22 protein-coding genes and 1 pseudogene are annotated in these 25,467 nt (G+C 59.5%); 10 read left to right on the forward strand and 13 right to left on the reverse strand.

Annotated features, from left to right (window positions below; translation table 11 throughout):
- Nucleotides 1–652: 652 nt before the first annotated feature.
- From AS026_RS12430 to AS026_RS12440, 3 genes are all read right to left on the reverse strand, one after another.
- Entirely contained in the window at nucleotides 653–2,023 is a 1,371-nt protein-coding gene (locus tag AS026_RS12430) for an NAD-dependent succinate-semialdehyde dehydrogenase (RefSeq protein WP_062369764.1), read from the reverse strand.
- 129 nt (nucleotides 2,024–2,152) lie between these two features.
- Entirely contained in the window at nucleotides 2,153–2,893 is a 741-nt protein-coding gene (locus AS026_RS12435; protein ID WP_062369765.1) for an SDR family oxidoreductase, read from the reverse strand.
- On the reverse strand, nucleotides 2,890–3,357 hold the full coding sequence (locus tag AS026_RS12440; RefSeq protein ID WP_062369766.1) for a GlcG/HbpS family heme-binding protein: 468 nt from the start codon (nucleotides 3,355–3,357) through the stop codon (nucleotides 2,890–2,892). The genes AS026_RS12435 and AS026_RS12440 overlap by 4 nt, the downstream gene beginning before the upstream one ends.
- A 448-nt stretch (nucleotides 3,358–3,805) precedes the next feature.
- On the opposite strand from AS026_RS12440, the gene AS026_RS12445 reads away from it, so the two are divergent.
- Complete coding sequence (locus AS026_RS12445; RefSeq protein ID WP_062369767.1) at nucleotides 3,806–5,518, forward strand: FAD-dependent oxidoreductase; 1,713 nt, start codon at nucleotides 3,806–3,808, stop codon at nucleotides 5,516–5,518.
- 19 nt (nucleotides 5,519–5,537) lie between these two features.
- Here AS026_RS12445 and AS026_RS12450 read toward each other — a convergent pair whose 3' ends face one another.
- Both AS026_RS12450 and AS026_RS12455 read right to left on the reverse strand, forming a co-directional pair.
- A complete protein-coding gene (locus AS026_RS12450) occupies nucleotides 5,538–8,390 on the reverse strand; it encodes an ATP-binding protein (RefSeq protein ID WP_062369768.1) in 2,853 nt (950 codons plus the stop codon).
- Nucleotides 8,391–8,734: 344 nt separating this feature from the next.
- Nucleotides 8,735–9,841, reverse strand: a complete 1,107-nt coding sequence (locus tag AS026_RS12455) for an NADH:flavin oxidoreductase/NADH oxidase (RefSeq protein WP_062369769.1) — start codon at nucleotides 9,839–9,841, stop codon at nucleotides 8,735–8,737.
- Between the two features lie 417 nt (nucleotides 9,842–10,258).
- On the opposite strand from AS026_RS12455, the gene AS026_RS12460 reads away from it, so the two are divergent.
- From AS026_RS12460 to AS026_RS12490, 8 genes and pseudogenes are all read left to right on the forward strand, one after another.
- Complete coding sequence (locus tag AS026_RS12460; RefSeq protein WP_062369770.1) at nucleotides 10,259–11,791, forward strand: ATP-binding protein; 1,533 nt, start codon at nucleotides 10,259–10,261, stop codon at nucleotides 11,789–11,791.
- A 249-nt stretch (nucleotides 11,792–12,040) separates the two neighbouring features.
- Complete coding sequence (locus AS026_RS12465; protein ID WP_062369771.1) at nucleotides 12,041–12,796, forward strand: alpha/beta fold hydrolase; 756 nt, start codon at nucleotides 12,041–12,043, stop codon at nucleotides 12,794–12,796.
- 119 nt (nucleotides 12,797–12,915) lie between these two features.
- Nucleotides 12,916–13,716 (forward strand): type 1 glutamine amidotransferase domain-containing protein, encoded by an 801-nt coding sequence (locus tag AS026_RS12470; protein WP_062369772.1) that lies wholly within the window; start codon nucleotides 12,916–12,918, stop codon nucleotides 13,714–13,716.
- Nucleotides 13,717–13,832: 116 nt separating this feature from the next.
- Nucleotides 13,833–14,132, forward strand: coding sequence for a putative quinol monooxygenase (locus AS026_RS12475; protein WP_062369773.1), 300 nt, complete (start codon nucleotides 13,833–13,835; stop codon nucleotides 14,130–14,132).
- Nucleotides 14,133–14,428: 296 nt separating this feature from the next.
- Nucleotides 14,429–14,616: pseudogene (locus tag AS026_RS39815) on the forward strand (type II toxin-antitoxin system HicA family toxin).
- Nucleotides 14,617–14,621: 5 nt separating this feature from the next.
- Nucleotides 14,622–15,062, forward strand: coding sequence for a type II toxin-antitoxin system HicB family antitoxin (locus AS026_RS12480; RefSeq protein WP_062369774.1), 441 nt, complete (start codon nucleotides 14,622–14,624; stop codon nucleotides 15,060–15,062).
- Between the two features lie 535 nt (nucleotides 15,063–15,597).
- Complete coding sequence (locus AS026_RS12485; RefSeq protein WP_062369775.1) at nucleotides 15,598–16,509, forward strand: ankyrin repeat domain-containing protein; 912 nt, start codon at nucleotides 15,598–15,600, stop codon at nucleotides 16,507–16,509.
- A 24-nt stretch (nucleotides 16,510–16,533) separates the two neighbouring features.
- A complete protein-coding gene (locus tag AS026_RS12490; protein WP_062369776.1) occupies nucleotides 16,534–16,920 on the forward strand; it encodes a hypothetical protein in 387 nt (128 codons plus the stop codon).
- Nucleotides 16,921–17,065: 145 nt separating this feature from the next.
- On the opposite strand, the gene AS026_RS12495 is transcribed toward AS026_RS12490, so the two are convergent.
- From AS026_RS12495 to AS026_RS12505, 3 genes are read right to left on the reverse strand one after another with little or no spacing between them, the layout of a single operon-like run.
- Nucleotides 17,066–18,340 (reverse strand): Zn-dependent hydrolase, encoded by a 1,275-nt coding sequence (locus AS026_RS12495; RefSeq protein ID WP_062369777.1) that lies wholly within the window; start codon nucleotides 18,338–18,340, stop codon nucleotides 17,066–17,068.
- Nucleotides 18,341–18,349: 9 nt separating this feature from the next.
- Nucleotides 18,350–18,994: a TenA family protein gene (locus AS026_RS12500; RefSeq protein ID WP_062369778.1), complete on the reverse strand. Its 645-nt coding sequence runs from the start codon at nucleotides 18,992–18,994 to the stop codon at nucleotides 18,350–18,352.
- 1 nt (nucleotide 18,995) lies between these two features.
- A complete protein-coding gene (locus AS026_RS12505) occupies nucleotides 18,996–19,838 on the reverse strand; it encodes a BtpA/SgcQ family protein (protein ID WP_062369806.1) in 843 nt (280 codons plus the stop codon).
- Between the two features lie 25 nt (nucleotides 19,839–19,863).
- On the opposite strand from AS026_RS12505, the gene AS026_RS12510 reads away from it, so the two are divergent.
- The gene (locus AS026_RS12510) at nucleotides 19,864–20,775 is read left to right on the forward strand and encodes a ribokinase (protein ID WP_062369779.1); all 912 of its coding nucleotides are present in this window, start codon (nucleotides 19,864–19,866) and stop codon (nucleotides 20,773–20,775) included.
- Nucleotides 20,776–20,799: 24 nt separating this feature from the next.
- On the opposite strand, the gene AS026_RS12515 is transcribed toward AS026_RS12510, so the two are convergent.
- Genes AS026_RS12515 through AS026_RS12535 form a run of 5 tightly spaced genes read right to left on the reverse strand, consistent with a single transcriptional unit; the run spans nucleotide 20,800 to nucleotide 25,433 of the window.
- A complete protein-coding gene (locus tag AS026_RS12515; protein WP_062369780.1) occupies nucleotides 20,800–21,570 on the reverse strand; it encodes a glutamine amidotransferase in 771 nt (256 codons plus the stop codon).
- A 30-nt stretch (nucleotides 21,571–21,600) separates the two neighbouring features.
- Nucleotides 21,601–22,665, reverse strand: coding sequence for a phosphotriesterase family protein (locus tag AS026_RS12520; protein WP_062369781.1), 1,065 nt, complete (start codon nucleotides 22,663–22,665; stop codon nucleotides 21,601–21,603).
- A 7-nt stretch (nucleotides 22,666–22,672) separates the two neighbouring features.
- Nucleotides 22,673–23,674, reverse strand: a complete 1,002-nt coding sequence (locus tag AS026_RS12525) for an ABC transporter permease (RefSeq protein ID WP_062369782.1) — start codon at nucleotides 23,672–23,674, stop codon at nucleotides 22,673–22,675.
- On the reverse strand, nucleotides 23,671–24,489 hold the full coding sequence (locus AS026_RS12530; protein ID WP_062369783.1) for an ATP-binding cassette domain-containing protein: 819 nt from the start codon (nucleotides 24,487–24,489) through the stop codon (nucleotides 23,671–23,673). Before AS026_RS12530 ends, AS026_RS12525 begins: the two co-directional genes overlap by 4 nt.
- Nucleotides 24,486–25,433 carry an ABC transporter substrate-binding protein gene (locus AS026_RS12535; RefSeq protein WP_062369784.1) on the reverse strand — a complete coding sequence of 316 codons (948 nt, stop codon included), beginning with the start codon at nucleotides 25,431–25,433 and terminating at the stop codon, nucleotides 24,486–24,488. The genes AS026_RS12530 and AS026_RS12535 overlap by 4 nt, the downstream gene beginning before the upstream one ends.
- Nucleotides 25,434–25,467 lie beyond the last annotated feature (34 nt).

Below are 25,467 nucleotides of genomic sequence, written 5' to 3' on the forward strand. Positions count from 1 at the left end.
AAACGCTGCCGAAGGTTGCCGTCTACCCGGGTAGTATAAGGTGACAGCGTGCACCAGGCGTCGAGTACACGGATCAACCTGTCGTTCGTTAGATGGTCGGCGACACTATCCTGATGACGAAGCTCTGGCCGAAGCCATCCACGCTTGATTGCTCTTGTCGCATTGGCGCGGTCCTGCCTATCACTGAACATGCTTTGTTAGAGGCCACCTCTCCTATTTTCCGCTCGCCCTCGGCATTAGCGCCGAGAGAAACGGAAAGTCATGTCAAAAAACGATCCTTCATCACGCCATTTTCCGCGAAGCATGGCCTCGGCTCGGCCAGAAGCTTTCCGCATTACCATCGGAACTCCTCAAATTTGCAACGTCTTGCATTGGAGTGCCGTTCCGTTCGCGTTATCGGTGGGGCAGTCGTGGAAGACGAGTGTCCGCGGAAAGCACCAGAGTCGACGACGAAGGCGTGATGCTTTGCGTATCATCCATGCGCTTTACTCTTTATCGGGGGAGAACCGAACTTGCGCGAAAATGCAACATGCGTGGATGAACTGACGGAGGCCTTCCAATCCCCTTTTCCACGTCATCTCAAGCACAATGGGCCGCTTGAACGCGACCCATTAAGCGGACTGGCCACCAGACGGCTCGGTTCCTCCAGGGCTCAGTGCGCGACGAGCACCATCTTTTGGTTTACCAGTTCCTTGATACCTGCTCCTGCGAGCTCGCGACCGTAGCCGGATCTCTTGACCCCGCCGAACGGAAGCTCCGGCCCAGTGAAAGAGGACGTATTGATCCAAACGGATCCGGTCTCGACCTGCGACGCTAGGGATTTCGCCCGTTCAACGTCAGCAGTGAATATCGCCCCCGAAAGGCCGAAATTCGAGTCGTTTGCGATCCTGACGACCTCATCATCGTTTTTTATCACATGTACCTGCGCCACGGGGCCGAAGAACTCCTCGAAATAGGCGGGGTTGTCTCGAGACACATTCGTCAGGATGGTCGGCTTGTAGTAGGCGCCCGGTCCGTCGATTGCGCTCCCACCAACCAGCACCTTGGCCCCGGCCTTCACTGCGCGCTCGACCTGTCCTGCGATATCGTCGCGAGCCCCGATAGAAGACATCGGCCCCAATCCGACAGTTTCATCCATGGGGTCGCCGATCTTCGTGTTCGTGAACCTGTCGGCTAGCTTCTTCGTGAATTCGTCGGCAACCTTCTCGTGGATGAGGAAGCGCTTCGCACCATTGCAGACCTGGCCGCACCCGCGAAGCCTGGCCTCGACCCCAGCGGAGACCGCCTTGTCCAGGTCGGCATCGTCGAGAACGACGAAGACGTCGCTGCCGCCGAGTTCCATCACTGATTTCTTGAGGTTCTTGCCAGCGTTGGCCGCCACGATACTGCCGGCGCCCTCGGAACCTGTTAGAGCTACGCCCTGTACGCGATCGTCGGCGATGAGCTTCGAAATCTGATCGCCCGTTGCGAATATGTTCGTCCAGGCGCCCTCAGGTGCACCTGCCTCGGCAAGAAGCTCCTCGAAGGCCACCGCAGCCTGCGGAACCATGCTGGCATGCTTTGCGAGCACGGGATTGCCGATCGCGAGGTTCGGTCCGGCGACGCGGATCAGCTGATAGAAAGGGAAATTCCAGGGCTCGACAGCAACGACGACGCCGATTGGATGGTACTCCAGCCATGCCTCGCCCTTCGGTGTGGTCACCTTCTCGCGTGCTAGAAAGGCTTCGGCATTGTCGGCATAATACTGGGCGATGTCGGCGGTTATCCGCACTTCGGTCCGCGCCTCGTTGATCCGCTTGCCCATTTCCAGGGTGAGAATGCGCGCCAGGTCGTCGACGCGCGCGTTGGCCAGCTCGGCAAACCGGCGCAGGACCTCAAGGCGAGGCCCCCGGTCGCCCTTGCACCAAGGCGACTTGTAGAGGGAGTGTGCCAGCGTGAGCGCCCTCTCGATTTCTTCATCGCTGTGGTTGTTGAATGTCTTGAGAACCTTGCCGGTCGCAGGATTTACACTCTGATAAGCCATGTCATTCCTCCTTTTGATGTCTGGGTCGGACCAGGTCTTGCGAACTACGGCGCGCATTCGCGGAGCACTGCGCTCCATCGAGAGCCGCGATCAGTGGAAGGTGGTGTGATAGCGGGTTTGATCCGCCGATCAGAATTCCTGTGCCGTCGGCCGCAACACGATCTCGTTGATGTCCACGTCGGCAGGCTGCTCGATGGCGAAGGTGATTGCCCTGGCAACCGAGCTTGCAGGGATTGCCGACTTGTAGAATTCCATGACCGCATCCTGCGATGTGCCGCTGGTCGTGTGCTTGAGATCGCTCTCGACCGCGCCGGGCTCGATCGAGGTCACCCTGATCTTGCTGCCTATCTCCTGGCGCAGCCCTTCGGAGATAGCACGAACGGCAAATTTGGTGCCGGAGTAAACCGTGCCACCAGGTGCGAAAACCTTGACGCCCGCAACAGAGCTGATGTTGATGATGTGGCCAGCTTCCTGTTTGATAAACATCGGAAGAACTGCGGCAATTCCGTAGAGCGTTCCCCTGAGGTTGACGTCGATCATTGCGTCCCATTCGTCCGTGTTCACTTCCGCCATCGGGCGGATTGGCATCAGCCCTGCGTTGTTGATAAGGACATCCAGCCTTCCGAAATCGGATGCCACCGTATTCACGACCGACTTGAACTGGTCCTTGTTGGCCACGTCCAGCTCGTAACCCTTTGCCTTGCCACCGGAGTTGGAAATTCTGGTTGCGACTTCGTCGAGCTTTCCGCGCCGACGCGCAGCGATCGCGACCTTCGCCCCCTTCTGGGCGAGTATCTGAGCAGTCTCAGCGCCCAGTCCCGTACCACCGCCGGTGATCAGCACGACTTTCCCTTCGATATTTGTTGTCATCGTCTTTGCTCCTTTCCTGAAGTTAGCAATTGCGAGTCTGCGGGCATGAGGTCGATGGCCGATACGGCGGCTTGGGCGACAGCAATGTCCTGCTCCACCGATCCGGCGCTTGCGCCCACGGCACCGATCAAATGACCGTCGCGGATCACAGGAAGTCCGCCACCGAAGATGACGACGTTTCCGTCATTGCTCTGATCAATACCGAAGAGCGGCTCGCCGGGTTGCGCCAGCTTTGCCAGGTAGTCAGTCTTCTTGTCGAAGAGCCTCGTCGTGACGGCCTTCTTGATGGCGAGATCGATACTGCCGATTAGAGCGTCGTCCTGACGGACGAAGGCGATCAGATGCCCACCGGCGTCGACCACCGCTATATTGTAGGCAATGGCGAACTCCGCCGCCTTTGCCTCTGCCGCTGACAGCATCAGTTTGGCGTCACCCAGCGTAAGAGTAGCGATTAGCCTGGTCATCTTGCGTCCCTTGGATTCCGATGGGAGGGCATCATCCGAGCGAACCGCCCGACAAGCCGGAACGTTCGGACGATGCGTGTCCGTCGTTTGAATTGGATGCAGGCTAGCATCTGATCCCGGCAACGCTCGCTAAACGCCGTCAATGCGCGTGAAATCCGGGATTTCACTTCTCTTGCTCAAGTTAACAACTCCCATGGAGCGTAGAGAACGGCCTTCAGCACCAGTCGTTCAGGAGCTGTGTTGCAGCTATCCAACGTCATTCGCACGCCCGGAAGCGACCGATCGCCTCGTCGTTCTTGAACGAGGCCGTCGCGCTCGATCAGCGTATGCCCCGACCGTTCCCGGAATTTCGCGATGATAAGCGCCCTTTAACACGCCGCCCTCAGCTGGCCCGCGTAGGCTTTTCCGACCAAGTGCATTGGAAGGGGCTTTACCGAGGTTTTTCCCGATGGCCGAGAGAGCTGACTTCAGCACTATAAGCAGTCCGGTTTCCGCCGCGCTGCGTGAAATCCCCGGCGAGGCGTTTCCTCGCCTCACGTCCGATATGGTGGAGCGCATTAGCCCGTTCGGACGCAGGGACAGTTTCGATGGCGGCATGTATCTGTACGAGGTCGGCGATCGGGAGGTTGACTTTTTCGTCATTCTGAACGGATCGGTCGACGTTTTCGAAAGCGACGGACAAGGTGGGCATAAGCTTATCGCCACACATCGCGAAAGCCAGTTCACCGGGGAACTGCACCATTTGAGCGGACGGGCGGTTTTGGTTTGTGGAAGAGCGACTGTTTCCACGTCAGTCATCCGTCTCTCCCGCTCATCACTGCTGAAACTCGTCAGCGCCGAACCCGATATCGGAGAGATTATCCTGCGCTCGTTCATACTCAGACGCGCCAGGCTTATCGAGCATGCAGAAGGTGGTACCGTGGTCGTCGGCAGTTGTCGCGCTGGAGACACGGTCCGCATCCAGACGTTTCTCGAAAGGAATGGTTATCCCTATCGCTGCCTGGACACCGACACCGACGAGGTTGCACGAGCGGCAATGGAATCCTTCCATGCCGATATCGACAATATGCCGATCGTGGTTCTCAATGGCGTCAAGGTGCTCACTCGACCAAGCAACCGTGACCTTGCCGAGGCTCTCGGGATCACCGAGCGGCTGAGCCCCTCACATTCATATGACGTGATTGTCGTGGGGGCCGGGCCCTCCGGCCTCGCCGCGGCGGTCTATGCGGCATCCGAAGGACTGGACACGCTTGTCTTGGAGGCGGTTGGCCCCGGTGGGCAGGCGAGCACGAGTTCGCGTATCGAGAACTACCTCGGATTTCCGATGGGTATATCGGGACAGGATCTTGCGCGGCGAGCTCAGATACAGGCTCAGAAATTCGGCGCGCGGTTCGTCGTCGCTGATGCAGCATGCCGCCTCGATTGCACCTGCTATCCGTTCGGGGTGCATTTGGAAGGTGGCAACGTGGTATTTGGCCGATCTGTCGTCGTCGCGACCGGCGCGCGCTACCGCCGATTGGACATTCCCGAGTCTCCGCGCTTCGAAGGAAAGGGAATTCACTACGCGGCAACCTCGATCGAGGCGCAGCTTTGCGAAGGCACCGAAGTCGCGGTCGTGGGCGGCGGGAACTCCGCTGGACAGGCTGCGATCTTCCTGTCGGCGCAGGCGCGTCACGTGCATCTGGTCGTGCGGGGCGATGGCTTGTCTGACACCATGTCGGACTATCTCGTTGGGCGCATCGCCCTGTCTCCGCGGATCACACTCCACACGCGGAGCCAGATCACTTCGCTTGTCGGCGAAAACTTCCTTTCCAGCGTCCGATGGACGCAACACGGGAAAGAGGAGTTCGAACAGCCAATTTCGAACCTGTTTCTTATGATCGGCGCGATCCCGAATACCGACTGGCTGGACGGCTGCGTTGAACTCGACAATCGTGGCTTCATTCTTACCGGGCACGACAACAATCGTGTGCCTAGGAGTTCGCCCTATGCTACCAGCGTCCCTGGCATATTCGCGGTTGGCGACGTTCGTGCCCAATCGGTGAAGCGCGTTGCCTCAAGTGTCGGCGAGGGATCAGTCGTGGTGCATTCAATCCACGGCTGGCTGACGAACAACCCGGTGAGCCGCGAAACCGGAGGGCGGGCGGCGGCGGGTGTTTGAGGATCGTCTTGGCAACCCGCTATGAACCTTGGGCGCGTCCAAAATTCCGCAACTCCGTTAAGAGATTTCCGGCCCTCTGCAAGTCGGGAATGTCAAATCCATCGAGGAATTGACCATATACCGGTTCAAGCACCCTCTTGGCTTCGTCGACCTGCATTCGGTCTCGCAGGAGAGTGGCAAGATCTGTAGCACAACGAATCCGCCACGCCCATGCTCCATTTTCTTCTGCCACCGTCAAAGAACGTTGCAGGGTGGAAAGCGCGTCTTCGTTGCGGCCGACGGATCGTTCCTTGACAGCTCGAAGTCGCAGCAATTCAGGCACCATCGAACGTTGCGGTCCTATGTCGAACAAGTAGTCGAGAATCTGGACGCCTTGATCCACGTGCCCGTGCGCATAGAGAGCCCTTATCAAAAGCGCATAGTAAACATGACGTCCCATCTGCCGAAGGCCCGTGCGGAGTTCATCAAACGCCGACATAAGTCCGTCAGGGTCCGTTCGAAAGCCGGAAAGTGCGTCAAGTGCTTCAATGTGGCAGTTTGCGACCGGGATCCATGCCGGCATTCCGTGTCGGTATATCGTGTCCTTCAGCAGGTCGGCATAGTGCTTCGCCAGGGCCCATTCCTCACATTCACTGAGCACGAAAAGTATTCCGTGCACGTAAGAATAGATTAGTGTCCATCCATGGTGGGCTTCCAACGCCTCGCGGGCGGTAACTTTGGCGCCGCTCAAGCCTGTTCCAGGTCTGCGGGAGCCAAGCCACGTCATTGCGCTTATTGCAGTTTCTGATCTGATCTTGGGATCCAGATCAAACCGCGAAACGGAACCATCGGATACACCCCGCAGCTCTTGGCGCAGCATCTCCATCCTGGCTATCGCAGGTGGATATTGGCAGTGGATAATATCCACTTCAGTAAGGAGAAACTCATGCTCCCACTTCGCGGGGCGATTGTTCGATCGCATAGCGACACGCTTCAACCCCTTGAGAATCTTCCAAACCTCGGTCTGGTTGCCAGGCAGGAGTCGGTATCTTGCGAAGGCACCCAGGGCTTGGCATTCGGCATTCGTATCGCCGATCTGTCGTGACAATTGAATTGCCGCCTCAAAGGTTTCTGTGGCTTTCTCGGCATCGGCGGAAATATAGCTGCTCACGGCAGCCAGCCCGACAATCAGCTTGAGTTTCAGCGCTGGATCAGTGCAGCCGATGCGATCGAACTCGGCGAGGGCCTGCTCACAATTCCTGCGTGCCTCTTCGCTCAACGACAGTTCATGCCATAGAGGCACGCCGGATGCGACCAACTGGATACCGAGCAGCGGATCGCCACGCCGAAACAGCGCCCATCCGATGGCTCTGCGCAAATCATCGGCATTGCCGGCATAGGCAGCGTGCCATGGTCGCGCGGGAAGCCTTGCCCGGTCGGCGTTCGCGCGAGCAAAGATACCCAGCATAAGGCGGGCGTGTGCTCCTGACACCGCAGGCAATTCCCCAGAGGTTTCGAGCAGATTGCCAGCGAACGCGCGAGTACTGTCGAGAAGGCGGTATCGCATCCCGCCTGCAATTTGTTCGACACTCAGCATAGATTTGGCGCGCAACCCGGCAATGGCATCAAAAACGGCCGTCGGATCCAGATCATGGTGAACCACGACATTGACAACTGCATCCATGTCGAATGTACCCATGAAGATCGAGACGGAACGCAATACGGCCGCTTCGCTCTTCGTCAACAGCGCATAACTCCACTCCAGCGTCGCGAGCAGGGTCTGTTGCCGAAGGGGTCCGTCCTGCGCAGCTCCAACCAGTGTGGTGAAGCGATCGCCAAGCTCCCTGAGAACGTCGGGAGCACTTCGGCTCGTGAGTCGGGGTGAAATCAGCTCGATTGCAAGAGGAGAGCCGTCGAGCCGCCTGCATATTTCTGCGACCGCAGAAGCATCTTTGTCCCCAACCTTGTACTTCCCCTTCTCGGACGCTCGTTCGACGAGAAGTTGCGGCGCGGAATACCTAACGACCTGTTCGGCAGTGTAGGTGCGACCCGACGGCGGAACCTCCAAAGGAGCAAGCTGGAAGACAACTTCTCGCTTCGCCCGGAGTGCCTGACGGCTCGTCGCGACGATTCTGACGTCCCTCGTGTTTGCGAGGACGACGTCGCAAAGATGCGCGACGGCATTGAGCACATGCTCGCACGTATCCAGCAGGACCAAGGCCCTCCTACGGGCGAGGATCGATGAGATCGCCTCGAGGCGATCCTGGCTTCCGGCACTGATGCCGAGCGCCGCGGCAACCGAGGGAATGACGAATTCCTCCCCGGTCGCTCGCGCGAGATCGATGAAGGTAACGAGCCCCCCCTCCTCGTCTTCGATGAGTTGCACGGTGGCGACGGCCACCGTTGTCTTTCCAATGCCGCCTGGACCAACAATCGTTGTCAGGCGGTTAGCGGCAATCTTGCCCCTAAGCTCGGCAATTTCGGCATCGCGCCCGATCACTGTGCCTAGTTCGGGAAACCGCGTATTCGCCACTGCAGGCAGATCCGCGATGCCTTGCATATCTGGGGCAACGACCTGATCGCTTAGCCAATAGCCACGGCCTATCAGTGTCCTGATGTAGTCCTCCGCAGGAGAATATTCCCTCAGCGCTCGCCTCAGCGAGGCGATTGTCACTTTCAGATTGGCTTCATGGACAAAGATGCCGGGCCACGCGGCGTTGTAAAGCTCTTCCTTGTGTACCAGTTCACCCTTCTTCCGGGCCAAGGTCAGGAGCATCTCCATTGCCCGACCGCCGAGCTGGACCTCCTCGGAACCGCAGAACAATCGGCGATGTTCCCCATGAAGGCGAAAGGGGCCAAATGCGACTACCTCATCCGGTTCCGTCGATGCCATATGTTCCCCTTCGCGCGCTTTGGTTGGCTCCGCACAAAAACGATGTCGAGGTCATTATCGCGCTAGCGGATGTGGTAGTTCCAGTTCGCCACCCAGCGGGTCGCCTGCCAATGGATGCTACAAATAGACAAGCCTACCGCAATCGGTTCCTTGCATATCATCGCCATCGCTCGCCGACAAATTCTGCCAATGCAACTCGAACCGTTTGCTCCATTGCCCCGCCGCTATTTGATTTGACCAGCGGCTCGGAATTTCGGAAAGCAGTCGGGCGGTCGTAGTGTTAACTCATTTCATGTGACTGCGTCACCTCCACCATGTGGCGACCCCAAGCCCCGCCGCGTATGTCATTCATTTTCGAATAGGTTATTGAATCGACTGGGCTTTGACGGAAGGTATTGCTTCGGAACCTGTACCTTGCCGCCAAGCTGTGCAGCGGCATGCCAAGGCCAGTGCGGATCGAACAGGATGGTCCGGGCAAGTGCCACCATGTCGGCATCACCTGTTCCGACGATAGCTTCGGCCTGCTCAAAACCTGTAATAAGCCCAACCGCGACCACGGGTATCTTGACCTCTTTCTTGACCGCCCGGGCAAACGGCACCTGATAGCCCGGCCCGATCGGGATACGTTGGTCTGAATGCAAGCCGCCGCTGGAGACGTGTATGGCATCACATCCCCGCTGCTGCAGTTCCGCGGCAAAGTGAAGCGTTTGCTCCACGTCCCAGCCTCCCTCGACCCAATCAGTGGCGGACAGCCTGATCGAGACCGGCATCTCAGCGGGCGCCACCGAGCGGACGGCATCGAATATCTCGAGAGGAAAGCGCATCCGATTTGCCAGCGATCCGCCGTAATCATCGCCCCTGCGATTGCTTAGTGGAGAGAGGAACTGATGAAGGAGATATCCGTGAGCCGCATGGACCTGAATCAGATCAAGGCCGAGCTTGGCGGCGCGCTTTGCTGCCGCCGCAAACGCATTCCGAACAAGCTTCAATCCCTCCTTGTCCAAGGCCGCGGGATTGAACATGCCCTTGCTGTGCCGAAGTGCCGACGGCGCAAATGTTTGCCACCCGAGCGCTTCAGATGGTGAAATCTGTGCTCCACCCTTCCAGGGAACTTCAGTCGACGCTTTCCGACCCGCATGGCTGAGCTGAATTCCGATGGGCATATCCGTCCAGCGACGGATACTCTCAAGTATAAGTCCCATCGCCGCATAGCACCGCTCGTTCCACAAGCCGAGATCTGCATAGGTTATACGTCCCTCAGGAAGGACGGCGGTTGCCTCTATGGTCAGCAAAGCCGCGCCGGACAACGCCAGCTTCCCAAGATGGATGAGATGCCATTCGTTCATACAGCCCTCTTCGGCCGAGTATTGGCACATCGGGGCGATCACTATGCGATTAAGTAGGTTTAGGCTCCCAATTTTAATGGGTTTGAAGAGAGACGCTGTGGGCATTAGCTTCACTCCGTGTCATTGGATGCGCTTTGCGAAAAGACTGCAGTTTGACGCATTTTGAGGCTCGGCACCCTAAGATCGGGAGCCGCCTCGCCCGGGATTCGCGCGCGGTTGCGGAAGCTCCGACCAACAGAAACGACCTCGACCCGCACCCCAACTTGCAAATCGATTTGGAGGGGTCGTCACTCTCACCGGCCATCAGCAAAACTACGCCGGCAGCGTCTCCGTCGCGCGTAAAACATTGTCAAAGCCCGTGAAATCTCCATCGCGCGCAAGCGCTCGCATCTTGGGAAACGAACCCAGCCGATTATTTACCGCATTTAACCTCCGTTGCCGGCGATGTCCTGTATTATCAGTATGTGATCTTATGTGGATTTCACCCTGCCCACGGGGGCAAGGCCATTGAGGGGAACCGAAATGGGATTTCACGGCAGGAATGGCTATTTCGGCTTTGGGCCATATCGCCTGAATCCGGCGGCAAGGGTTCTGTTGCGAGACGATGATCTGCTTGCAATTGGTAGCCGCGCCTTCGACATCCTTGTTGCTCTAGTCCAAAACCACGGGCGCGTCCTTTCCCAAGCGGAACTTATGGCGTTTGCATGGCCCGGCCTCAATGTCGAAGCCTCAAACATACGAGTGCAAATGACACATCTCAGGCGCGAAATCGGCTGCGGCGAAAACGGCAATCGCTATATCGTCAGCGTGGCAGGTCGCGGTTACAGTTTCGTCGCCCCGGTCAAATGGGAGGACACTGCCGAGCTCGAACGAACCGTCTATACACACTTGAACCACAGTGGATCCGTCGCAATGGCAACCGCCTTTCCGCCTCGGTTGAGCCATCCTGTCGGCCGCGAGGAGAACGTTTCCAAACTTTCGCAGATGGTGGCGGAACGCCGGTTCGTCACAATTGTGGGGACGGGCGGAGTGGGCAAAACGACACTCGCCATTTTAGTGGCGCACGCGCTACCCGCGTTCGAACATGCGTATTTTGTCGATCTTGGCACGATCGATAGTGAAGCGGCGGTATTGGGAGCGGTGGCCTCGGCTCTGGGGATTCCCCTTTCAGAAGCGAATACCACAGACGACATTGTCGGCCACCTGTCGTCACAGCGCACCCTGGTGGTTCTTGACAATTGCGAACACGTTATTGACGCCGTGACAGATATCGTGGGGTCGCTACTGCGGCATAGTGCCAATGCGCATATTCTCGCCACGAGCCGGGAAGCTTTCCGTTTGCCCGGTGAAGGAGTTTACCTTCTCCGCCCACTTGCGGTTCCTCCTCATGCAGGACGGTTGACCCTCGCAAAGGCGCTGCTTTGGCCGGCGATCCAGCTCTTCGTGGACCGTGCGATCGATAGCGGCTACCTGGAGCCGATGGGCACCGAGGAAGTAGCAACAATAGCGACCATCTGCAGACGGTTGGACGGCAATCCGCTGGCGATTGAACTCGTGGCAAGCCGCATGGGATCTTATGGCTTAGAGAGAGTTGCAGAACTATTGGACAATCAACTCGCCTTACGATGGAGAGGCAACCGCCACGCCAGCGCACGCCATCAAACAGCTGAAGCGATGATGGATTGGAGTTACGCTCTCCTATCCGAACCCGATCAACAGGTATTCAGGCGACTGTCGGTATTTGCGGGCGAATTCTCCGTTGATGCTGCCATCGCGATCCTGGAAGACGATGGCCACGGACACGCAGACATCATTGAATCGATCGGCAACCTTGTCGACAAGTCTCTCCTTTCACCTCATCCGGGAACAGGACCCGCGCACTTCATGTTGACGGGGATCGCTAGGACATATGCCGCGTACAAGCTCCTTGCTACGGGGGAGCGCGCCCTCATCGAGGAACGCCGATCTTTGTACCAGCCCCAAGCGCCCCGACAGCGCCGCGGAAGCATGGCTGCCTCTTCGCATAACGGACGGGCGATTCAACTCCAAGCGTAGTCAGCGTTCGGGCAGCGCCTTACGATTGCCCGACCTACCTGACACGCGCTTCCGACGGCCCGCCTTAGCGCCGCCGGCCTCTGATTTACCAATTTTCCATCGGGACCAGACACAGACGTTGAGAAAACGCATACGCGCGTCTAACCGCGCAATAATCGCAGGATTTAACCGCAATTAATATGCTTCCGAGCCTCCCTTGGATGATTATTCCCGGCATCGCCATTGAGAGCACTTATCGGAGGATGTCGCATGTCCCGAGCCCCTGGACTTCTCTTCAGCGCCCTGGTGGCGTTCGCAGCCACCTGTCCCGCCGCTGTCGCGGCGGATCTCAAAGCCAAGACCGTCGTCCTTGTTCACGGCGCTTTCGCCGACGGATCGTCCTGGCAGAAGGTCATCCCTCTCTTGGAACGAGCCGGACTGAAAGTCATCGCTGTCCAAAATCCACTGGAATCTCTGGAAAGCGACGTGGCCTTCACGGAGCGAGCGATCCGTGATGCCGAAGGACCCGTCGTACTCGTCGGTCATTCGTGGGGCGGCGTCGTCATCACCGAAGCGGGCGATGCTCCGAAGGTCAAGTCATTGGTCTATGTGGCTGCCTATGCGCCTGATGCCGGAAAATCGCTGGTCGACGTCGCTTCAAAATACCCGGCCCAAGAAAGCAGAAAAACATACGTCAAGGACGAGGACGGTTTTCTCAAGATAAGCGATGACGGTATCGCCAGATACTTCGCTGCCGGGCTGCCTCCGGAAGAGCAGAGGCTCGTTGCCGCTGTTCAAGGACGGCTGAATGCGAACGCCACCACCACGCCCGTCAGCCATGCGGCCTGGCGCGACAAACCGTCGTTCATGGTTGTGGCGACTGAGGATCAGATCATCGCTCCCGAGTTACAGAGGGATCAAGTGAAATCCGCGAAAGCCGAGATGGTTGAAGTGCCGTCTGGTCACGTCGCGATGCTGTCTCATCCGAAAGAGGTTGCGGATCTCATTGTGAGGGCCGCCCAATAGACCGGTAATCGTGACAAGCACAGGCAGAGCAGTAACGAAATTCCGATCGCTGGCGAGCCCAACCACTGTGGCCGTCCGCCGGCGCATAGATCTAACCCGCACCAGATCAGGAGATTGCTATGAGCAAAGGTAACGTTCTCGTCGTTGGCTCAAACGCCACCCGGATTGAAATTCAGGGAGGTGGCACCGGTCCGACCGGCCAATATCTAAATGAAACAGTGGTGCCAGCGATGGCCCTTGTTGATGCCGGATACGAGATCACGTTGGCTACCCCCGACGGCACCAAACCGCACATCGATCCCGTGTCGGACGTAGCGCAACATTTTGACGGCGACGAAGCTGCCTACAAGCGCGGGCACGCATTTTTCAAAGACCATCGAGCGATGAACGATGTTAGGACCTTGCGATCCGTGATAGAGGGCGGGCTCGATCGCTATGCTGGCCTGTTTGTGCCTGGCGGCCAGGCACCGGTCGTCGATCTCATGCAGGACGCTGATCTCGGCGAAATCCTGCGGCACTTTCATGCACGCGGGAAGCCAACGGCCTTCCTTTGCCACGGGCCTATTGCCTCGCTCGCCGCGCTACCCCACGCAACGGAATATCGGGCGGCCCTGATTGCCGGCGACATTTCCAAAGCGTCCGAACTCGCTAGGGGCTGGCAGTATGCCAGCTACAAGATGACGGTGTTCTCAGCCAGCGAAGAGAAACCAATCGAAGAGCAGATTCTCCATGGCAAGCTTTATTTCACGATGCCCGACGCGCTAAGCATGGCGGGTGGCGACGTCACAACGAACCCGGTCGACTTCTCCCCGCATGTGGTGGAAGACCGCGAGCTTATCACCGGCCAGAATCCCCGATCGGATCATCCCCTTGCAGCGAAATTGATCGCCGCCCTCGACCGAGTGACGGTTTCGGCCTGAATTGATGAAGTGCGGCATGAAAGGTGTTGATACACCTTCCATGCAGTTGTTCAGACCCACAACCTGTTATCTGCCCCAACGACTCGCCCACGTGCGGTCAATCAGGAGCTTTCGGCATGACGCAAACGCCGACCAAGATCATCGCGATCCTGACCGCTCACCTTGGCAAGGCGCCCGAGCTGCGAGCATTGCTCATTGGCATGGCGCCGCTTTGTAGAGCCGAGCCTGGCAATTTACGTTGGGATGTATGGTGCGACCGAGCGCATGGCGAGCGCTACATACTGGACGAACTCTATCTGGACGCAGCCGCCGTCGAGGCGCATCGCATAACACCCCACTATCAAGCTTATCTCGGCAAGATTCCCGAACTCGCCGAGCGAACGGCATGGGTGCTCGAGACGGTAGCAATCGGATAAGTGCTTGTCGGCTCGACGCCGCCCCTCGGTGAGCAATTGTTCCATCGCACGTGAACGGCGCGCTCCTCACCCAGTTTCAGCACGTAGCAAATTCCAAGGTCTTAAACAGGATCGAACCGGAAACCACCTGTGCGAATAGCTATGTACCTGCTAACGCTTATCTTCTTTGTTCGCCTGTGGCGCCGGTTCCCTTCGAATGGTCCCGACTTTCTAAGCACAAACAGGACATGTTTCGATTGTAAAGGGTCCGCCGCGTTGCGCTCGTCACCATACACATTCGTGTGTATGGTCTGGGAATGAAGAGCGGTGATATCATTGGGCCTTGCAAAAGGATGGCTGGTACGAGGTCGCCACCAAGGGCAGTCATGTCCAGTTTAGGCATCCCGAGAAACATGGACGCGTCACTGTTCCACACCCGAAAAGGGACATCCCAATCGGAACACTGAAGAGTATCGAGAAACAAGCGGGACTTAAACTGAGGTAGCGAACATGCGCAATTATATCGGATTGATCCATAAGGACGCTGACAGTGATTACGGCGTGTCCTTTCCCGATTTTCCTGGCCTGATCACTGCTGGAACGGACCTCGACGATGCGCGAGCTATGGCCGAAGAAGCCTTAGCCCTACACGTCGAAGGTCTAGCCGAAGACGGCGAAGCAATTCCCGAACCCTCCACACTGGAGGCGGTGATGGCAGACGTGGAGAACCAAGACGGCGTTGCAATTCTAGTTGGCGTCAAGACGGAAGCCAAAAGAGCGGTTCGCGTAAATATCACTCTGCCAGAAGATGTCCTAAAGGCAATCGATGCGTTCGCCGAAGCCCATGGGTTGACCCGATCAGGCTTCTTGGTCCGAGCTGCCAAGCATGAGATCGGCCACGCAAATGACGACTACGACGATAACTACGCAGAGAAACGGCTAGGGGCCTAATCGGAACTTTGTCTCCCCCTGGTTCGTCCCTGAGAACCGTTCTAAAGTTACAAACCTTGACGAGGCCGAGCTTTCTGAGGCGATCATTGCGAACTGGTGGCGCCAGGGCGTGGCCGATGGTGTCCTGGCTCACTACGCGACTGTCGACTCTACGCCCACGCCGAGTTGGTGCGCGGCAATCTGGAGCAAGCACTGGTCTGGGCGGGCAAGTCGCTGGCGGCCAATCAACACTACGGTCCATGTTTTTGGATGCTAATCGCGGCCAACGCACGGCTCGGTCGCATTGACGAGGCCCGAAGACATGTCGCCAGTTTGCTCGCTATTTCACCCACGATCTCTGTCGCCAGTATACGCGAAGGTCAAGCCGCCAATATTCCGGGTCGGATCGAGCCAATCCTGGAAGGACTACTTCTCGCTGGCATGTGCCGAGGCGAATGAGGCCACGACGTTGGCGTTGCAAATTGCTTGTTACTGTTCCTCGGAAAGGATCAGGTTTATAATTTTCCCGCCAAAGATTTAGCCTGGGGAGGGACCCATGCGCGGGCTGATAGGAAGCGTGGCGATCTACTTTAGCACTCTTGCAATGTCCTACGGCGGTCCGCTTCACGATGCCGCCAAGACCGGTGATTTGGTCGCGCTCGCGGCATTGCTGGATGCTGGAACAGACATTGAGGAACAGGACAAAGGGGCCACGCCTCTCGTTGTCGCGGTGCGTAGCGGCCATGCCGATTCAGCGGAACTTCTGATCAAGCGCGGTGCCGACGTGAACAAGGAGTCCGCACTTGGATTGCCTCTTACCGCTGCCGTCCTGACGGCGTCTCCGGGCCTCGTCCGGTTGCTGGTTGCGAATGGCGCTGACCCCAATGCCGCCGCGCGTGGCGAGCGTATGTTACATTTCGCGGTCGCCAGTAACTGCCTCGAGTGCGTCAAGGCGCTCGTTGAAGCGGGCGCAGACGTCAACGCCATCTGGGTGCGGGGTGATCCCAAGCGCAACCCCTCTATCATAACGCCTTATCACCTCGCGAAACATGACGATCGCGCAGAAATCGCCGACTACCTCCTGAACAACGGCGTCATTGTTCAGAAACCCCAGCCGATTTCAGCGAAACTGGCGAACGGTGATCCGACCAAAGGGGCAGCTTTCTTCGCCTCCAATTGCGCCAATTGCCATGTCACTGGCGTGAAGGACCCGCCAAGAAGGGGCCCGAACCTGTGGAATGTCGTAGGACGCAAGAAGGCCTCGACGCCGTTCGGCGGCTACTCCAAGACGCTGAGAGGCTGGCCAGGTTCCTGGACATACGAGGACCTCAACATCTTCATCGCCGGTCCTACCCTCACAACGCCGGGGGTAGATATGGACGTTCGCGGCGCACCCGACGAAGCGGATCGGCTAAACGTGATCGCCTATTTGAGAGCGCTCAGCGACTCGCCCGTTCCGCTGCCCTGACCGGACGTCCAGAGGAGAGATAAAATGGCTTGGTTGAAACCATCAATATTGCTCGCTGCGACTGTTGGAACTCTCGCAGCCGGCACGGCTTCTGCTCAAACCATGACGAGCCCCGAGATTAGGGCGACGCTGGAGGGAAATTCGATCAGCAACGAGGATGAGATTCAGTATTTCAATCCGGACGGAACGACGATCTACCAGAAAGGCAGCAAGAGCGTGAGTGGACGGTGGAGGATCGACGGTTACAAACTCTGCTCTGACGTGAGCACTGATGTCCGCCTTCTGGATTCCGGTGGAAAGGGCAAAGTATGGCAATGCCACGCGGTCATGGGCGACAGGAAGCGTATCGCCTTCCTCATTGAGGGCCACGCATACTCCTGGACAGTCTCAGAAGGCAAGAAGGTCAGGTAGCCGCAGCGGGTGACGAATAGGATATCTGGGCCAGTTCCGTGACAAGGCCATCGGTCATGCCGTCGGCGAAGTATTTCTGCTGGGATTGTCGCTGACGTTGACGAACGGAAGCACTGCGCTGAGGCAGGGCTTGCAAGCGATCACCTCAAGTCTGCTCACGAAATGAAATGACTGAGATATTTTTGCTCTCGCTAGCAATTGCAAGCGTCGCCTGTGCCAGCACATCACAGCCGATGACGGCATGCGCAGCCTCGACATACTCGGCCTCGTTGTGACTGAGCCCATCGCGGCACGGAACGAAGATCATCGCTGCCGGCGCAACGCGATTAACGAACAGCGCATCGTGAAAGGCCCCTGATAGCATTACCGTGCTTTTGACCCCGCGCGTAGCTACTGCCTGCTCGATTGCCCGCTGCAATGCGTCGGAAAAGACGCAGGGCGCCATATCGAACGATCGCGCGATCTCGGTCGTGCATCCGTGCCGCTTCGCTTCCTCCGCTATACGCGATGTCACGAGCCGTTCGATATCATCCAGCCGCGATGGCTCTGGATGACGCATATCGATAGTGCAGTGGACCTTGTCCGGGATCGCATTGACCGAGCCGGGCTCGGCTGAAATCCGCCCAACAGTAAACCGCGCGTCCGGATCGGCCGGCATCACCGCCCCGTAGAGGCCAGACAGCGCAGCGGTCAGCGCGCGCAGTGGGTCGCGCCGGTACGACAGTCCCGTCGTGCCGGCATGGGCCGTCTGCCCCGCAACCGACACATCCAGCCAACGCGTGCCCTGGATACCCTTCACCACGCCCACCGGAATGTCGTTCGCCTCGAGAGCGGGCCCCTGCTCGATATGGACTTCGATATAGGCGTGAACCGGAAAGCCGAGCGGCAGCATCTCGGCCTCCGGCAGGCTCGCGATCGTCAGTGCCAGTTCCTCGGCAAAGCCGGCGCCATCAGTGGCGACCTTGCCCTGCCAGGCGGCCGGAATCTCACCCTCCGAAAAGGCCATGGATCCCATGCATCCCGGCGCAAAGCGGCACCCCTCCTCGTTGGTCCAGGAGACGACGACAACGGGACGCGCCGTCTCGATCCGCGCGTCCTCCAGGCTCTCCAGCACCTCGAAGGCGGACAGCGTCCCTAGCGCGCCGTCGAACCGGCCGCCGGCCGGCTGGCTGTCGAGATGACTGCCGATGATCACCGGCGCGAGCGTATCGACCCGGCCCTTGCGGCGGATGAAGAGGTTGGCCATCGGGTCCTGGAAGACGAGGAATCCCCTCGCCCAGGCAAGCTCGGCCAGAAGCCGCCGCGCCCGGCGGTCGCCTTCTGTCAGCGCCTGGCGATTGACGCCGCCCTTCGCCGTGCCGCCGATGGCGGCGAAGGTTTCGAGCCGTGCGTTGAGACGATCGCCGTCTATGTCGAGCATGGTTTCACCTCAGAGATATGGAGCGTCGTGGAAGGCGATCTCGAGCGCCTGCGCGCGGCCGAAGATGCCGCTGAGGCGGGAACGTTCCTCCAGGCTCATGCCCTCGCCGGCGTCATCGAGCTCTGCCTTCAGCCACAATGCCTGAGCGGCAAAGTCCTCGTGCGCGTGCAGGTCCACCCACTCCTTGAGCAGCGGATCGCTGATCTCGTAACGGGTGGCCTCCTTCGACCAGGTCCAGTACATCCACTCGGCGGCAAACATGGCGGCGACCGTGTCGAGATAGCCCCCATCCCGAGAGATCGCCAGCATGTCGTCGCGGAACGCCGCCACTTCGGGGATCGCCGTGTTGTAGGCCTCGGGATCAATACGGCGCTCGGCGAAGGTCTTTTCGAAATAGGCGATCTGCTGGTTGGCGAGCGCATGGAGAACACCGATCAGCCAGCGCTTCTGGGCGATCGTCTCGGCCTTGGCGGCTGCAAAGGCAAAGATCGAAATGGCGGTATCGACGAAGGCGCCCTCGAAAACGAGGTAGCGTTCGAAGACTACCTTCGAGAGCCGGTTTGCCTTGATGTCCTTGACGAAACGATGGTTTACCATCGCATCGAAGACGGCGGCATTTTCACGCAGGATCTGCTCGGACAGTGTCTCGCTCATATCAGCCTTCCAGACCTGGACGCGCGGCTTCGACGAAGGCCTTGACACGGGAGAGCTCCACAGGATTCCACCAGACGCCGCCTTCCTTGAGCGAGGACGCGACGATGACGCCGTTCGTCCGCTTCAGGATCTCGACGATATTTTCCTTCGTAACGCCAGAGCCGACGAGCAGCGGCAGATGGGTCGCGGCGCCGATCGTCTCGATCTCCTCCACGGTCGCCGAATTGCCGGTGCGCTGGCCGGTGGCAATCACCACATCGGCGTCGAAGAAGGCGAGATCGCGGGTCAGTTCTTCGATCGTCCGGTCGGCGGTGATCGCGTGCGCACCATGCTTCACATGACTGTCGGCGAAGACCTTGATGTGCTCGGCGCGCAGAGCCGAACGGTAGCGCATCGCTTCGGCCGCGCGACCTTCCATAAAGCCCTCGTTGGCGACATAGGCGTTGGCCCACTGGTTTACACGGATAAACCTGGCGCCGCCGGCCATGGCGATGGCGAAGGCCGGGATTGGGGCGTTTGCAAGCACGTTGATGCCCATCGGGATGCCGGTCGCCCGTCTGATCCGGTCGGTGACGACGGACATGAAGGCGGATGTCTCGGGGCCGATATCCTCGGGCTTGGAGAAGGGAATGTCGCCGTGGTTTTCGATGATCAGGCCATGCATGCCGCCCTCGATCAGCGCCTCGGCATCGCGCATCGCGGCATCGTAGATCGCATCGACAGTCGCGCCGCGGTAGCGTGGGGCTCCGGGAAAGGGCGAGCAATGGATCATCCCGATCAGCGCCTTGTCAGTGCCGAATATTTCCCTTATGGCGCTTGAATTGTTATCCGAAATCGTCTGCATTTTCATTTCCTTTCGAAGGCCAGCCATGCCTGCCAATGTTCGTGCTCATGTCATCGGTAACGTCGCCGTCGACGAAACCATATCCGTTTCGACCATGCCGGAAGCCGGGGCTTCGATCCTTGGCCGCGAAGAAACGCGCGACCTTGGCGGCAAGGGTGCGAACCAGGCCGTGGTCATGGCCCGCACAGGCCTCCCCACCACCCTCGTTGCGGCCGTGGGCGAGGATTTCCGCGCCCAGACCATTCGCGATCAGCTGGCGCCGGAACCGGTCGAGGCCAAGCTGATTGCGCTTGCCGGCCGATCCAGCGACTTCTCCATCATCTTCACCACACCGGATGGCGAAAACGCCATCGTCACCACCACCGATTCAGCCGGATCGCTGACGCCGGAAGAGGCCATCGCTGCGCTCGACACCGCCGTGTCAGGCGACCTCATGGTCCTGCAGGGCAATCTCAGCGAGGCAACCACGCTTGGCCTGCTCCAGGAAGCCCGCCGCCGCGACCTCGTTACCGCCTTCAACCCCTCGCCCCTCAGGCCCTATTTCGGCGACTTCTGGCCGCTGGTCGACATCGCATTCCTGAACCGAGGCGAGGCGGAGAGCCTCACCGGTTCATCCGACACGGCAGCGACCGAAAAGCTGCTGCAATCGGGCGTGCGCCACGTCGTTCTGACGCTCGGCGGCGACGGCGCCCTGCTGGCAAGCCGTGGGGCTGCTATCGCCACCATCCCGGCCGTGTCCACCAAGGCGATCGACACAACAGGCGCCGGCGACACCTTCATGGCGGTGGCGCTGGCTTCCGCAGCGTTGCGCGGCGTCGAACTCGACCCCCGCGCCATCGGCCACGCCGCCTCCGCCTCCGCCCTGACAGTCAGCCGCCGCGGTACCCGCTCGGCCTTCCCGACCACCGAGGAGCTGCAGGCGATCTTGGCGCGCTGAAGTGCGCCAAGGGCCATCGACGCCTCAGCGCTTGTCGCTCAGCCAACTGAGGATATTCTTCCACAGGCGGCCGTAGCCTTCCCATTCACAGAAGGCGGGCGACAGCCAGTGCGGGCCGATATCGGATGTCCAGGCTGCGCTGCGCCCCTTTTTGAACGTTCCGGTGACGAGCAGCGGATGGCCGCCCTGATCATCCGGCAGGCGGGCGACGACTTCGACGTCGGCGCGGTCGCGCACTTCCACCTCGTTGACGCCGAGCAGCAGCGGCCATTCACCGCCCATGCCTGCTACCGTCGGGTGGTCCGCCTTGGTGATGACGGCTCCCGTGCCTTCTGGAATCTCGACGCGGTCGTCATAGGGCAGGCAGGTGACGGGGAGCACATCCTCGACCGGCGTGCGGCGCCAACGCGCCTTGCCGTCGATACCTTGGAAGGAGAAATAGCCGCCGACCATCAACAGGCCGCCGCCCTTTTCCACCCAGGCCTTGATGAGCTTCAACCGGTTCGGCACGGTCTTCGAATGCAGCCAGACAGCGGGCGGCAGCAGGAGCGAATTCGCGCCGATATCCGACAGGATGATCACGTCATAGACGTCGAGCCCCGCCATGTCGAAGGGGAATTTTTCAACAGCCTCATGGGCCGGCATGTAGGTCAGCTCGTACTCACTGCCTTCGAGCGCCTTTACCAGCGGCTCGGCGCCGAGATGGAAGGTGACGCTTCCGAACTGGTCGAAGCCTTTGTAATGGGTGGCGGAGCTGACCCAGCTCTCGCCGACGAGGAGGACTTTTTTTGTCATGGTTTTTCCATTTCTATAAACGCTCTGCGATCAGGGCTTGGCCTCGAATACCGATCTCGGATTGTCGCGCATGAGAATATCGAGCTGTTGATCGGTCAGCCCATGGCGCTTCAGACGCGGCAGGAAGTGCTTAAGAATATAGGCATATCCATTACCGCCGTAGCGGGTCAGCATCATCTTCAGGAACACGTCATGGGACAGCAGGATGCGGTCGATATGCCCCTGCTCGACGAGCTTGACGATGGCGCGCGCCGCTTCCTCGTCGCTCGGGCACTGCACCTGCTGGTCGGCGTAGAAGAAATCCATGCCGATCATGTCGTATTCCAGGAAGGCGCCACGCGAGGCGAGCTCGCCCTGATAGGCAAGATCGTCATGCGACGGGTTCATGTGGCAGAGCACGGTGTGGCGAAGCTCCGCCCCCTCTGCCGCCGCGATATCAAGCACCTTGTGGCCGAGGCGGTACCAGCCGGGCAGATGCACCATCAGCGGAAGACCGGTGCGCGCCTGCGCCCGCGCCGCCGCCCTCAGCGACTTCTCTTCCTGATCAGTGAAATCCGAGGACACCCCGATCTCGCCGATCAATCCGACCTTGATGTCGGTGCCATCTACGCCGGCGGTTGCTTCCTGAACGATCTCGTCGGCGATCTGGTCGATCGTCATGCCGGCGACCTTTGCCGGATGCGAAGAGCCAAGATAGTAGCCGGCGCCCATGATAATATTGAGCCCGGAAGCCTGCGATATCCGCTTCAGTGCCCGGGGATCTCGACCGATGCCCTGGCAGGTCGGTTCGACAACGGTCTGTCCGCCATGTGCGGCGAAATCCTTGAGCTCGGTGATAGCAAGCGGCTCATCATCCAGCGTAATGTTGTGCTTGTTGACGAAGGGATCCTGGCGCAGCTCGCTCAGGATCTCTATGCAGACGAAGCTGTCGGAGAGATACTGGCGCTCCGGCGTCTTCGGTGCATGCCACCAGCAGCGGCAGTCGTTGAGGATATGCTCGTGCATCAGCGTGATGCCGAGAGCGGAAGCAGGGATTGCCCCCGCTACCGTCATCACCTTGCCCGAGCGCACATGGGCTTCTGAAAGTTCGCTCATGCCGACCTCACTTCTTCTTTCCGCCGAAGCGGAAGTTAGTGGTGAAGATCTTGGTGTTGAGCCAGATTGCCACGAGGATGATGGCGCCCGTCACGATCTGCGTGAAGAAGGGCGAGATGTGCATCAGGATCAGCCCGTTACCGATGACGGCGATGGTGAGTGTCCCGAGCACCGTGCCGAGGATGCTGCCGCGTCCGCCCATCAGCGATGTGCCGCCGAGCACCACGGCCGCGATGACCTGCAGTTCGAAACCGACGGCTGCGTTGGACGAGCCGGAGCCGAGACGGGCGGCGATCAGAAGTCCGGCCAATGCGCAGGCAATCCCCGACACCATGTAGACCGAGGCAACGATCCATTTCGCCGGCATGCCGACACGGCGTGCGGCCTCGAGATTGGAGCCGACCGCGACGACCTGCCGGCCGTATTTCGTGTAGGCGATCACAACGTAGCCGATCACGGCCACAAGCACGGCTATCAGCGCCGGAACCGGAAGCCCGAGGAACTCGCCCCGGCCGAGCCAGAAGAAGCCGGGCGCATCCTTGATCGGGATCGAATATCCCTGCGTCAGCCACAGCGCGAAACCTCGCAGAATGGAGAGGCCCGCGAGCGTGACGATGAAGGCCGGGATGCCCTGATAGGCAATGAACCAGCCCTGGGCGATGCCCATGAGCGCGCCAAAGGCGATCATGCCGATCACGACAGTTGGCCATGGATAGCCCATGGCCATGATGATTGCCGCCACCGCATTAACCAGCGCCACCTGCGAACCGACGGAAAGGTCGATGCCGCCGGTGATGATGACAAGCGTCATCGCAACCGCGACAACCAGGATGGGAGCCGCCTGGCGCACGACGTTGAGGATATTGCCGAGCGTCAGGAACGTGTCCGTGGTGGCGGAGAAGAAGACGAGGCAAGCGAGGAAGAACGCGGTGATCGACAGCACCTGCGCGTGTTCGGAAAGGAAGTCCGCGACCGGCGATCCGGCCGCGCGTTCGGTATAGGCGCTCAATGCTTCTGCCCTCCGACGATGAGCTGCACAAGATCCTGCAGGTCGGTCTTGGCGATATCGCGTTCGGCGACCTTGGTGCCTTCGTACATGACGGCGATACGGTCGCAGACACGGAAGAGATCCTGCAGACGGTGGGTGATCAGGATGACCGAGACCCCTTTGGCCTTGACGCGGTTGATCAGGTTGAGCACAGCCTCGACTTCCGCCACGGCAAGAGCCGATGTCGGCTCGTCCATGATCAGCACCTTCGGATTGAAGGACGCGGCGCGCGCGATAGCGATCGCCTGCCGCTGACCCCCCGACAGTTTCTCCACCTTAGCACCAAGTCGTGGGATGCGGATCTCGAGCGCATCCAGCATGGCGCGGGCCTCGGTCAGCATGCGCGCGCGGTCGAGGAACGGTCCCTTGGTCAGTTCGCGGCCCAGAAATAGATTGCCGACCACATCGACATGGTCGCACAGGCTGAGGTCCTGGAACACCATTTCGATATTCCGATCGCGGGCGTCGGCTGGTCCGCTGAAGCGAACCTCCTGTCCGTCGACGGCAATCGTGCCGTCATCGGGGATATAGGTACCGGAGATGACCTTGGTCAGCGTCGACTTGCCGGCTGCGTTATCGCCGACCAATCCCAGGCATTCGCCGGGATAAATGTCGAGATCGACGCCGCGCAGCGCCTGATGCGAGCCGAAGTTCTTGCGGATGCCCTTCAAGGAAATGCGGGGCTGGCGATTGCCGCCTTCGCCGGACTGCCGGGGGAGGATTTCTCCGCCCCCGGATCCTGCGACAGCGGTCGGGTGCTGTCCGTCAGAGATCATTTGAAAACGGCCCGGTAGGGTTCGACATTCTCCTTGGTGACGATAGTGATCGGCACCGAGATCGTCTTTTCGACGCTGCCGCCGTCCGAGATCTTCTTCAGGGCATCGACGGCCGCCGCACCCATGGCGGACGGATCCTGCTGGATCACGGCGGTGACGTAGCCCGCGTCGATGCCGGCGATTGCCTGGGCGGTCAGATCCCAGCCGAAGATCTTGACATCAGACTGCTTGCCCTGGCTTTCGACAGCGGCGATGGCGCCCATCAGCGCTGGCTCGCCGGTGGCGTAAACTGCGTTCATGTCGGGGTTGCCGGTGATGAGGTTTTCAGCGGCGGCCAGCGCGTTGTCCTGGATGTTCTGGCCATCGACGACGCCGGCGGTGGTGACGCCTTCGACACTTTTGACGGTCTTTTCGAAGCCTTCCTGGCGGACGTTCTGGATGAAGGAGTTCAGTGCGCCGACAACGCCATACTTCACCTTGCCGCCCATGTTACTTTTCACGTAGTCGAGGAAGAACTTGCCCATGTCGGCACCAGCCTTGGCATTGTCGACGCCGATCTGCGCCTTCTGCGGGCCTTCCGGGAGAATCGCATCGATGGCGACAACGGGAATGCCCGCGGCGGCGGCCTGCTGCACTGCCGGCATGATGCCGTTAACGTCGATGGCAACGACCGCGAGGCCGTCGACCTTCTGCTGGATATAGGTTTCGATGGCGCTGTTTTGCGCGGCCGGGTCGTTGTTGGCGTTGAAGATCACCAGCTTGGCGCCGGCCGCGTCGGCCGCCTTTTGCGCGCCTTCGTTCATCTGGTTGAAGAACAGCGCCTGCTGGTTGATCTGCACAAGCGCGAAGGTCTTTTCAGCGGCGAAGGCACCCCCGAACGAGATGCCGGCAAAGACCGTGGTCGCGAGTGCAGTCGTAAACGTCCTGCGTGTCAGAATAGTCATGTCTTGTTCCTCTGGTTAGGTTCATCTTCGTTGC

Source organism: Rhizobium altiplani (assembly GCF_001542405.1).
GTDB classification, from domain to species: domain Bacteria; phylum Pseudomonadota; class Alphaproteobacteria; order Rhizobiales; family Rhizobiaceae; genus Rhizobium; species Rhizobium altiplani.

Bases quoted from the DNA above. Each gene is read 5' to 3' on its own strand.
- AS026_RS12430 (WP_062369764.1), bottom strand. From the start codon at position 2,023: ATGGCTTATCAGAGTGTAAATCCTGCGACCGGCAAGGTTCTCAAGACA.
- AS026_RS12435 (WP_062369765.1), bottom strand. From the start codon at position 2,893: ATGACAACAAATATCGAAGGGAAAGTCGTGCTGATCACCGGCGGTGGT.
- AS026_RS12440 (WP_062369766.1), bottom strand. From the start codon at position 3,357: ATGACCAGGCTAATCGCTACTCTTACGCTGGGTGACGCCAAACTGATG.
- AS026_RS12445 (WP_062369767.1), top strand. From the start codon at position 3,806: ATGGCCGAGAGAGCTGACTTCAGCACTATAAGCAGTCCGGTTTCCGCC.
- AS026_RS12450 (WP_062369768.1), bottom strand. From the start codon at position 8,390: ATGGCATCGACGGAACCGGATGAGGTAGTCGCATTTGGCCCCTTTCGC.
- AS026_RS12455 (WP_062369769.1), bottom strand. From the start codon at position 9,841: ATGCCCACAGCGTCTCTCTTCAAACCCATTAAAATTGGGAGCCTAAAC.
- AS026_RS12460 (WP_062369770.1), top strand. From the start codon at position 10,259: ATGGGATTTCACGGCAGGAATGGCTATTTCGGCTTTGGGCCATATCGC.
- AS026_RS12465 (WP_062369771.1), top strand. From the start codon at position 12,041: ATGTCCCGAGCCCCTGGACTTCTCTTCAGCGCCCTGGTGGCGTTCGCA.
- AS026_RS12470 (WP_062369772.1), top strand. From the start codon at position 12,916: ATGAGCAAAGGTAACGTTCTCGTCGTTGGCTCAAACGCCACCCGGATT.
- AS026_RS12475 (WP_062369773.1), top strand. From the start codon at position 13,833: ATGACGCAAACGCCGACCAAGATCATCGCGATCCTGACCGCTCACCTT.
- AS026_RS12480 (WP_062369774.1), top strand. From the start codon at position 14,622: ATGCGCAATTATATCGGATTGATCCATAAGGACGCTGACAGTGATTAC.
- AS026_RS12485 (WP_062369775.1), top strand. From the start codon at position 15,598: ATGCGCGGGCTGATAGGAAGCGTGGCGATCTACTTTAGCACTCTTGCA.
- AS026_RS12490 (WP_062369776.1), top strand. From the start codon at position 16,534: ATGGCTTGGTTGAAACCATCAATATTGCTCGCTGCGACTGTTGGAACT.
- AS026_RS12495 (WP_062369777.1), bottom strand. From the start codon at position 18,340: ATGCTCGACATAGACGGCGATCGTCTCAACGCACGGCTCGAAACCTTC.
- AS026_RS12500 (WP_062369778.1), bottom strand. From the start codon at position 18,994: ATGAGCGAGACACTGTCCGAGCAGATCCTGCGTGAAAATGCCGCCGTC.
- AS026_RS12505 (WP_062369806.1), bottom strand. From the start codon at position 19,838: ATGCAGACGATTTCGGATAACAATTCAAGCGCCATAAGGGAAATATTC.
- AS026_RS12510 (WP_062369779.1), top strand. From the start codon at position 19,864: ATGCCTGCCAATGTTCGTGCTCATGTCATCGGTAACGTCGCCGTCGAC.
- AS026_RS12515 (WP_062369780.1), bottom strand. From the start codon at position 21,570: ATGACAAAAAAAGTCCTCCTCGTCGGCGAGAGCTGGGTCAGCTCCGCC.
- AS026_RS12520 (WP_062369781.1), bottom strand. From the start codon at position 22,665: ATGAGCGAACTTTCAGAAGCCCATGTGCGCTCGGGCAAGGTGATGACG.
- AS026_RS12530 (WP_062369783.1), bottom strand. From the start codon at position 24,489: ATGATCTCTGACGGACAGCACCCGACCGCTGTCGCAGGATCCGGGGGC.
- AS026_RS12535 (WP_062369784.1), bottom strand. From the start codon at position 25,433: ATGACTATTCTGACACGCAGGACGTTTACGACTGCACTCGCGACCACG.